At 63.3% G+C, this 9,743-nt stretch carries 8 protein-coding genes and 1 tRNA gene; 4 read left to right on the top strand and 5 right to left on the bottom strand.

Annotated elements, in window-relative coordinates; translation table 11 throughout:
• The coding region (locus tag FJY68_12065) for a DUF4837 family protein (protein ID MBM3332560.1) at positions 1–214 on the top strand (214 nt) is incomplete at its 5' end.
• Here the strand turns inward: FJY68_12065 and FJY68_12060 are convergent.
• Positions 215–1,327, bottom strand: coding sequence for a hypothetical protein (locus tag FJY68_12060; GenBank protein ID MBM3332559.1), 1,113 nt, complete (start codon positions 1,325–1,327; stop codon positions 215–217). It lies immediately after the preceding gene.
• A 3-nt stretch (positions 1,328–1,330) separates the two neighbouring features.
• Positions 1,331–2,518, bottom strand: a complete 1,188-nt coding sequence (locus FJY68_12055; GenBank protein MBM3332558.1) for a pyridoxal phosphate-dependent aminotransferase family protein — start codon at positions 2,516–2,518, stop codon at positions 1,331–1,333.
• An 81-nt stretch (positions 2,519–2,599) separates the two neighbouring features.
• Here FJY68_12055 and FJY68_12050 point away from each other — a divergent pair, with 81 nt between their 5' ends.
• Entirely contained in the window at positions 2,600–4,282 is a 1,683-nt protein-coding gene (locus FJY68_12050) for a transposase (GenBank protein ID MBM3332557.1), read from the top strand.
• Between the two features lie 90 nt (positions 4,283–4,372).
• Here FJY68_12050 and FJY68_12045 read toward each other — a convergent pair whose 3' ends face one another.
• A complete protein-coding gene (locus FJY68_12045) occupies positions 4,373–5,812 on the bottom strand; it encodes a proline--tRNA ligase (protein MBM3332556.1) in 1,440 nt (479 codons plus the stop codon).
• Positions 5,813–5,974: 162 nt separating this feature from the next.
• Here FJY68_12045 and FJY68_12040 point away from each other — a divergent pair, with 162 nt between their 5' ends.
• Positions 5,975–6,436 (top strand): winged helix DNA-binding protein, encoded by a 462-nt coding sequence (locus FJY68_12040; GenBank protein MBM3332555.1) that lies wholly within the window; start codon positions 5,975–5,977, stop codon positions 6,434–6,436.
• A 77-nt stretch (positions 6,437–6,513) separates the two neighbouring features.
• The gene (locus FJY68_12035) at positions 6,514–7,557 is read left to right on the top strand and encodes an SDR family oxidoreductase (GenBank protein MBM3332554.1); all 1,044 of its coding nucleotides are present in this window, start codon (positions 6,514–6,516) and stop codon (positions 7,555–7,557) included.
• A gap of 158 nt (positions 7,558–7,715) precedes the next feature.
• On the opposite strand, the gene FJY68_12030 is transcribed toward FJY68_12035, so the two are convergent.
• A tRNA-Gln gene (locus FJY68_12030) sits at positions 7,716–7,787 on the bottom strand.
• A 133-nt stretch (positions 7,788–7,920) separates the two neighbouring features.
• On the bottom strand, positions 7,921–9,540 hold the full coding sequence (locus FJY68_12025; GenBank protein ID MBM3332553.1) for a M6 family metalloprotease domain-containing protein: 1,620 nt from the start codon (positions 9,538–9,540) through the stop codon (positions 7,921–7,923).
• Positions 9,541–9,743: the final 203 nt, after the last annotated feature.

Here is a 9,743-nt window from a genome sequence, read left to right as displayed (position 1 = left end):
TGAGACGATCGCTTTCCTGGCCGGGCCCTGCGTCCGGCTCTCCGGAATCTGGAGGAATGACCGCGACGTGATCGGCGGGCCGTTTGTCAACTACTCGTTCAATTTCCGGGGCCGGTTCTACATGGCCGACGGACTGGTCTACCATCCCGGGAAGCCGAAGCTGGACGCCTTGTCCCAGACTGAGGCCGTGATCCGGACGCTGACGCCGAAGTAGCTAGACCGGCCGCTGGAACACGCGGTAGGTCTTGCAGATCCGGGCGCCGAGGTTCGTGATGGGGCGGATGATGGGGAGGTTGTCCTCAAGGATCATGGATAACTCGCCGCGCTTGTATCCGTGTTTGCGGGCGGCCAGCAGTGAGTCGTAGTACAGCAGGGCATCGAAGCCCTGGTGCCGGAACTTGTGCATCACACCCAGTGTCCAGAGCCGCCCCTGGTTGATGTGACGGCGTCCGGTCAGGAACGTGAGCCAGCCGAACGGGAAGAGCCGGCCATTCATCTTCTTTAGTACCTGGTTGTAGTCGGGCAGGCCGATGCTCATCGCCGCAATCTCTCCGTTGTACATTACCATCGAGATGAAGTCTGGTACCAGCAGCGGCTTGAGTTGCCGGGCCAGGTCTTCCATCTCCTCGTCCGACATCGGGGAGAAGTCCCAGTTCTTCGACCAGGCGTCGTTGTAGACCTGCTTCACCAGGTCCAGGGCGGGCTTGAAGTTCTTGAGGTCGGGATGCCGGATTTCTATCTCCGGACGGGCACGGAGCGCCTTGACAATCCGCTCGTACTTCTCGGGGATGGGCTGGTCCGTTTCCATCGAGAACGCGTAGAAGTCCTTCACTTTCGTGAACCCGGCCGCCTCGACGAGTCTGGGGTAGTACGCCGGGTTGTATGACGACTTCACCATCGGGGGTGAGTCGAATGGCTCAATCAGCATCGCCACTTCGTCGTTGAGCGAAGGGTTCGCTGGTCCATAGACGTCGGTCAGTCCCCGGGCCCGGGCGAAGTCGTCGACGGCGGCGAAAAGCGCACCGGCGACCTCCTGGTCGTCCTCGGCTTCGAAATGGCCGAAGAACGCGAGCTTTGACCGGTGGTAGTCGTTGTGGTTGCGGTCGACGATGGCGGCGATGCGGCCGACGACCGTACCGTCGCGCATGGCCAGAAAGAGGTCACGTTCAGCGTGGTTCCAGAAAGGGTTGCGGCCGGGCGTGAGGGTGCGCTTGGTGTCGGAGATGAGCGGCGGGACCCAGTTCGGGTCGTTGCGGTACAGCCGGAAAGGCAGCTTGACGAACCGGTCGAGGTCCGCGCCGGATCCGACCGGTTGGACCCTAACCACGACCTAGGCTATGATTCCGCACTTTCGGCCAACCTTCTCGAACTTCTCGAGAGCTTCATCCATGTCCGCGTCGGTGTGCGTCGCCATGACTGCAGTCCGTATGAGCGAACGTCCGGGCGGGACGCCGGGCGGGACGAAGGCGTTCGTGAAGATGCCGGCGTCGTATAGCCCCCGCCAGAAGGTCATGGTCCGGACGTCGTCACCGATGTGCATGGGCATGATGGGAGTCACCGAGGTCCCCAGGTTGTAACCCATCGCGCGCAGGCCGGAACTCATCCGGCGGGTGTTCTTCCAGAGATGCTCGCGGCGCTCGGGTTCGGCCTGGAGGAGCCGGAGAGTCTCGATGACCGTGGCCGTCGCCGCGGCCGGGATGGCGGCAGAGAAGAGGACGGTACGTGCCTGGTGGCGGATGAACGACATCTCTTCCGAGTCGCCGACGACATAGCCGCCGATCGAGGCGAATGTCTTGGAGAAGGTGCCCATGATCAGGTCGACCTTGTCCTCGACCCCGAAGTGCTCGGCCGTGCCGCGCCCGTTCTTGCCCATCACTCCTACGGCGTGGGCCTCGTCGACCATCAAACGCGCCCCGTGTTTGTGGGCAAGCGGAACCATCTGGTCGAGCGGGGCGAGGTCGCCTTCGACTGAAAAGACTCCGTCGACGACGATGATCTTGCCGGCGTCGGCGTGGGCGGTCGTCAGGACGTGCTCGAGCGAGTGCATGTCGTTGTGGACAAAGCGCTTCACTGTCCCATACGACATCTGGCATCCGTCTACGATTGAGGCATGGTCGAGCCGGTCGGTGATGGCGACGTCGCCGCGCCGGACCAGCGCCGAGATCGCACCCAGGTTGGCCGAGTAGCCGGTCGAGAAGACCACGCATTCGGCCCTATTGTAGAAGGCGGCGAGCTTCTCTTCCAGTTCGACGTGGATGTCCAGGGTGCCGTTTCCGAAACGCGAGCCTGTGCAGCCGCTGCCGTACTTCCGGATCGCGGCAATTGCGGCCTCTTTCACCTGCGGGTGGGTGGTCAGTCCCAGGTAGTTGTTCGAGCCCATCATCAGGAGTTCCCGGCCATGGATGATCACCCGCCGGTCAGGCTCCGAGCTTATCGGTGTGAAATAGGGGTAATAGTCGTTGTCTTTGGCCTGCTGTACGATCTTAGCGAACTCTCTACATTTGTCGAAGATATCCACGCCGGGATTCTAGAGCACTCCTTCTGAGTGTCAAGCTCGGTGCGGGCTTGATTCGAGGCGGGCAGCGGCTATATTACGAGCGTGCTGGGTCTCTTGCTCGCGCTGGTCTGTGCCGCGCCTCCATCCCGTTCGGACTTCCAGGCCCTGAGGATTCTCTACACGGGTGACCTCCACGGCCGGAGCACGCCGAGTGCCGATTTCGCCTCGGCGGGCCTGCCGCGTCGGCTGCTCGGCGGCTGGGACAACCTACTGCGGCTCATCGGGAAGGAGCGGACCGACGCGACGCTTCTGCTTGACTGCGGCGATTTCGGGTTCGGTTCACCTGCAGGCGACAGCTCTCAGGGCCGGGCCGCGGTCGAATTCATGAACGCGGCCGGATACGACGCCGCCGTGCCTGGTCCGAGAGACTTCACCGGCGGGGCTGCGAACTTCGAGATCTTGGCCAGGACGGCCAGGTTCCCGATTCTCACCGATCCAACGCTTGACGTCGCACTCCGAAGACGGACCCCGCTCTTCCGCCCGTACCTGGTAAGAGACATCATGGGAGTGAAGCTGGCGGTGATCGGGATCACCGATCCGTCCATACCACGGCTGAACCTGCGCGAAGACGTCGGTGGTTGGGTAGTCGATGACCCGGCCAGTCAGATGCGCCGGTACCTGCCGCTGGCGCTCGCCGAGAGCGCGGACGTCGTCATCGCCGTCGGGCACCTCAGCACTGAGGATGGCTGCGCAATCGCCGACAGCTTCAGAGAGATAGACCTTGTCGTCTGCTGCGGCAGCACTGGGGCAGTCGAGAACCGCATGGCCGGGGCAGAGATGACCCCGGTAGTGACAGCAGCTGCCTTCGGTCAGCGGCTGGGGATTGTCGACTTGCTGTTCAACAAGACCGAGCGGACAATCTACCAGACGGAGGTTCGTCAGATGAACGTTGATCCCGGATCTGACAGGGACAGCTCGTCGGCCGGGGCGTGGCTGCGCGGACTTGACCGGGCAGTCGAGGACTCGTCTCTCTGTCTGAACGCGGTAGAGTACCTGCCGGACAGCGCCGGGTTGCTGCAACTCGGCACGCTGGTTGCAGAGGCGGTGCGGCGCCAGGCGAAGGCGGATATCGCGGTCTTGCCCGCCTACGAGATCGAAGCCGGGCTCGGTGCAGGTCCTCTCAACCGCGGGTCGCTGTTTGGCGCGGCGCCCTATCGCCGAGCCGTGCGTCTGGTTTCAATGGACGACACCATGCTGGCGCGGCTGGTGGTACCGGAGAAGATCGGTCCACACGAGCCCGCGCCGTTGCTGGCCGGCGCCGACTACTTCGTTACAGGCGACACCGCAGTCTGGCCGGAAGCCTCGCAAGTGGGCCGTGTTCGCGTCAGGAACCGGTTGCCCGGAACCTACCGAGTCGCCACAACCGAACAGTGGCTGGAGCGGGCAGCAGTTCCGGTCACGGGCAGGCGGGTGCCGCAGAGTCTGACCGACCTCTGGATTTCCTTCGCGGCCGCCCAGGAAACACTGCCGCGCGTCCCGCCCGTCAGGCTATACCCGGCAACGCCCGGCCTGGTCCGCCGGCAGACCGGCGGTCTCGTGAACATCAACACCGCCAGCTCCGAGTTGCTGCAGACGCTGCCTGGTATCGGTCCCAGGACGGCGGAGCGGATCATCCAGTTCCGCGAGACGGTAGGACGCTTCGATTCGCCCGCAGAGATTCAGGACGTCAAGGGCATCGGGCCGAAGAAGTTCGAGTCGATCCGGGACCTCATCACCGTCCGCTAGCACTCAGCATCTTGGTTCCTGGTCACACGCCGTGATGTAGGGGCCGGCGATGCGGGTGAATGCGCCTGGTTGCTGACGGGCGGACCGAGGTCAGTACGTCCGGGCGTAGTAGATGACCGTGTCTGAGTCCTTGCCGCAGACGATGCACTTGCCCGGTCTTCCCTGGTCGTCCGCCGGCATGTTGCGCGGAGTGGTCTTGGTTGCCTCGATCAGTGCGTTCTCGCACTCCTGCGACTTGCACCAGTGGACGCGGACGTAGCCCGGCTTTGCTTCCAGCGCACCCTTGAACTCGTCCACGGTCGCGGCGTCCGAAGTGCGCGAAGCCGCGAAGTCGCGGGCGCGCGCCAGCATCCCGGCCTGAATCTCGTCCAGCAGCTTGCCCAGCGTCTCGGGCAGTCCGGCCAGCGGCACGAACCGCTTGCCTGAGCCGTCACGCGGCACCAGCACACACTGCTCCTTGGCCACGTCCTTGGGGCCGATTTCGATGCGGACCGGCACGCCGCGCATCTCATACTCATTGTACTTCCAGCCCGCGGTCTGGGTGGTGCGGTCGTCGAGTTGCACCCGGTAGTCTGCCAGTTGCGCCTTGGTCTCGCGGCACTTGGCGAGCACCGCCTCGTCGTTCTTGCCGAAGAGAATCGGAACGATGACCGCCTGAAAGGGAGCGACGCGCGGCGGCATGAACAGACCCTTGTCGTCGCCATGGGTCATGATGAGCCCGCCAATGAGCCGGGTTGAGACTCCCCAGGACGTGCCCCAGGGGTGCTTTTCGGTGTTGTCCTCGTCCAGGTACTTGATGTCGAACGCCTCGGAGAAGTGCTGGCCCAGGAGGTGCGACGTGCCCGCCTGCAGGGCCTGTCCGTCGGGCATCAGCGCCTCGATGGAATAGGTGTCGACCGCGCCGGGAAACTTCTCGGACTCGGGCTTGGCGCCGGCGAGCACGGGCAGGGCGAGGTCGTTCTCCACAAAGTCAACATAGAGGTCGAGTATCTTCAGCGTTTCAACTTGGGCCTCGTCGCGGGTGCGATGGAGCGTGTGGCCTTCCTGCCAGAGGAACTCGAGGGTGCGCAGGAACAGGCGGGTCGCCTTCTCCCAGCGGAAGATGTTGCACCACTGGTTGATGAGTACCGGCAGGTCGCGGTAGCTCTTCACCCACTTCGAGTACATCGTGTTGATGATGGCCTCGCTGGTGGGCCTGAGCGCCAGCCGTTCGGTCAGCTTCTCGTCGCCGCCGTGCGTTACCCATGCTACCTGGGGCGAGAACCCCTTCACGTGCTCGGCTTCCTTGGTCAGGAAGCTCTCCGGGATGAGGGTCGGAAAGTAGGCGTTGACGTGGCCGGTGTCCTTGATGCGCTTATCGAGCCTGGCCTGCATGTTCTCCCAGAGCGCGTAGCCGTACGGCCGGATGACCATGCAGCCGCGCACCGGCGCGTAGTCGGCCAGCTCGGCCTTGAGGACGACCGCGGTGTACCACTCGGAGAAGTTCTCGGACTTGTGGGGTATCTCTTTGACGACGCCGTCTTCTTTCATGATTGGCTATACTAGCGGCCAGGGAAGCGGAGTCAATAGACCCGGGCGAAATCCCTCGCCGTTGCCGTGCGCCTCGCACTCACGGCTGTGGAGGGAGACGGAAACAAGTTCGGTAGGCAGGTCATTGACAAAGCCCGGTTCGCCTACATAATCATACCAGTCATGAACAGAGAGAAGTTCTACCTTTCCAAGCTCGAGTGGCTGAGCCCGATCCTCGTGCGCGGGCTGCGGCTGCTGACTTCCATCGAGGCGTTCGGGCAGGAGTTCTCTTTCTCTCAGGCGATGATTCTGCAGGCCCTGATGATGCAGCGGGAATCGCGGATGAACGACCTGGCCCGGTTCCTGGGCCTGACCAAGGCCAACGCTTCGGGACTGGTTGACCGGCTGGTGAGGAAGGGGCTGATTGAGCGCGAGCATGGGGTAGAGGACCGCCGGGTCGTGCTCGTGCGCCTGACTGCGAAGGGCCAGACCGTGGCGCGCGGCCTGGCGAAAGTGCAGCGACAGGGGCTGGCCCAGATGATGCGCCGGGTCCGGCGAGAAGACCTGAAGGTGTTCATCGAGACCCTCGAGCAGATGGCCATGGGACTCTCGGAAGGTCAGCGGGACTCAACTCGGGCGCAGTAGCAGCCGCCATACGGTCTCCGCGTCCATCCTTCTTTGCTTATGTTGACAGGCAATGATTAATATAGTAAACTGTCAACATAGCTGCTGGTAGCACTGAGCCCGTATCCTCCCGGTCGGTAAACGTCGTAACCGGAGCGACCGGCCATGTCGGCAACGTCCTGGTCCGGGAGCTGGTGCGCCGCGGGCGGATGGTACGGGCTGTCGTTCACCCTTCCGAGACAACCGAGGCGATTGCCGGGCTCGATGTCGAGGTCGTGCGCTCCGACGTACGGGACTTCCATTCCCTGGTTGCGGCTTTTGCCGGTGCGGACCTGGTCTATCACCTTGCCGGCATCATAACGATATCCGGCGGCCAGTCGAAGCTGCTGCAGGAGGTGAACGTGCTCGGGGCACGAAACGCGGCGCAGGCCTGCCTGAAGGCGGGCGTGCGCCGGCTGGTCTACACCAGTTCAGTCCACGCCCTCGAGGAACCGCCCCCCGGAGTTCCAGTCTGTGAGACAACGGACTTCCGTCCCGAGGCGCTGGACGGCGACTACGCCCGCTCCAAGGCTCGCGCCAGCATCGAGGTCCGGAAGACCATCGAGCAGGGACTGGATGCGGTCATCGCCTTTCCTTCCGGCATTGTCGGACCGTACGACTTCCGGCTCTCGGAGATGGGACATCTCTTCATGGACTTCGCCCGCGGGCGTCTGTCCGCGTATGTCGACGGGGCATACGACTTCGTGGATGTCCGGGATGTGGTCACCGGGTTGCTGCTGGCTGCCGAGAGAGGCCGAAGCGGTGAGAGCTACATCCTGTCCGGTGAGCGGATTTCGGTGAGAGACCTGCTCTTTCTGCTCGAGCGGGTCACGGGCGTCAGGGCCCGGGCCCGCAGGCTCCCATTCTGGCTGGCTCGTCTCGCTGCCTCGTTCGCACCGCTGTACTACCGGCTGCGGCGGGCCAGGCCGAGATTCACCAGCTACTCGCTACGAGTCCTGCGTTCCAATTGCCTGATGGACCGCTCCAAGGCGGCGCGCGAACTGGGATACGCGCCGCGCGCCCTGGCCGATACGGTGAAGGACACTATCGACTGGTTCGTTGCGACCGGCAGGTTGCGGCTCAGCCCCTCTGGCGACCAGTAGCCGGCCGATTCCCGGCTTGTTTCCCGTCAGGTGTTTCTACTGCGCACGCGCCGGACGCCTGGGGTGTGACGACTGCTTACCGGGCCAAGGTGCGGCGAGCTCGGAGGTCCGGAAACCGCGACGCCACCCGTAGCCGGGTGGCGCCAGGTCAGTGGAAACTGGGGGATAGGGATTTGAACCCCAACCGGCTGGTCCAGAGCCAGCTGTCCTGCCAGTTAGACGATCCCCCAATGACTGACTAAGGGGCAAAGGATAGGGTGGCATCCAGCAAAGTCAAGACGGACACCAGCCCGGGCGGAGTCAGAACTCAGAAGTCCGGCATCAGGAAGGAGAAGCAGCGTCCTTCCTCGGCTTCTGTCGCGGCTAGCGTTTGAGCACGACCTTGACAGGCAGAGTTGAGGTCCCGTTCAACTGCACGAGGTAGATGCCCTCCGGAAGTCGGGCGCCGGACTGGTTTCGACCGGACCAACTCAGACTTCCAGCAGCCGACACCTGAGCGTTCCAGACAAGCGTCCCGCCGGCCGAGTAGACGCGGGCATCGGCACGGGCCGGCAGACCGGACAGGTAGACCTCGAGTGAAAAGGGGTTGGGGGAGGCCTGAGGAGGCGTGAGTGGGGAGTGGGGAGTCGGGAGTTGAGCGATGCCGACCGATTCAGGTTTCACGATGATATCACAGATTATGGTGTCGCCGGACTCGCGGATGTTCCTGATGCAGACCCCGGTCGAGCGGTTGCTGCGGTCGCGGCTCGACGGTTTGCTGGCCGAGTCAAAAACCACCCGGTTCCAGATGCCCGGCAGCACGTCGGACGTGTCGCCCATCTCCTGGTGGTAGACATGGGGGTCGGGCCGGTATCCGAACCCGTGGTCGAGGTGGAAGGTCGAGTCTTCTTCGAGGTCTACCACGTTCCACATGCCGCTGCGAGACGGGTCAATGTGCCAGATGGCGAGGCCGGCGCCGGGCAGCGGGGAGTCGAATCCCTTCTTCTGGCGGTTTTCGAGGTAGAAGCAGGTATCGCGGTCAGTACCGCCGCGCCACGCTTTGTACACGACCGGTTCGTCGATGACCGGTGGGATGCGGACATTGTACAGGTTGGTCGTCACGACTGTGGGGGTGACGAACCCGGCTTCGTTGAGACACCACGCATCGGGGTGGGAGGGACTCCACGGCGTGTTACCGCCCGCGCCCCACGCGCCGTACGACATCAAGCTCCAGTATCCCGGGCCCCAGTCGTTGCGGCTGCCGGTGTACAGGTCGGGGAGACCGACAAGGTGCCCAAGTTCGTGGCACATCACCGCGATGCAGCACATCGTCGTGTCTTTGGCTTCGGTGACCATCGCGAACTCCGGCACGTTGGTGACGCCGTCGATCGTCACACCGTCATTGGTCTGGTAGTTGAAGTAGGGTATGGCGTGGGACCAGAGGCAGTTGACGTCGCCGTTGTCCGAGCCGTCGGCCCCGGCGTGGACCATGAACATCGCGTCGATGTGGTTGTCGTTGTTCAGGTCGAATTCACTGAAGTCAACGTAGGCATCGATCTGCGCCATGTTCTCTTCGGCTAGCTGATCGCCGGTAGAGAGCAGGTAGTTACCGTCATAGTAGCGGGAGTAGTTGTAGGATGACATGAACCAACGGTCTCCGGCGATTCCGCCGCGCACGTGATAGTTGCCGTACGAGCACTCGAGGAAGTAGTCGTTCAGGCTGCCTGCACGGTATTCTAGACCGTTGTAGACTCCGGTCGAATAGAGCATCGAGTCGAACCGGGCCGGCGAGCGCGCCAGCGTGTCGGCCTTGTTGTCGGGGAACTGCATCAGGATCGTGACGGTCTCGAGGTTGGTTACATCCCTCAGCCGGTTGGGTCCGGCCACTTCTACGCCGGGCGGAAAGACCGGCAGTGGCGCGCCCCGGCTTTCAAGCACTCCGGGCCGCGGAGGCATGGCCAGGGCTACGGCAAACAGGGCAAACAGAAGGACCGGAATTCGCATCTTGTCTCCTTGTGGGTGATCGAGAATGACAATAGCCGAAACCACTGACGAGGTCAATCGGGCGACGCAACCAGCCGGGCCGGCCCGGGCACATCGTGACCCCCTTTGCGCATTGCTGCTACGATTGATGTTACCTGACGATCAACCAGCGCGTCAAGGTCGAGCGCCGGGAGCAGGAGTATGCGCTGGTCAATCCCTGGCGC

It is taken from the genome of candidate division WOR-3 bacterium, from assembly GCA_016867815.1.
GTDB lineage: Bacteria > Hydrothermota > Tepidihabitantia > Tepidihabitantales > Tepidihabitantaceae > UBA2258.
The sequence above is the reverse complement of the archived record's forward strand: the minus strand, read 5'-3'. Positions and strand labels throughout refer to the sequence as shown.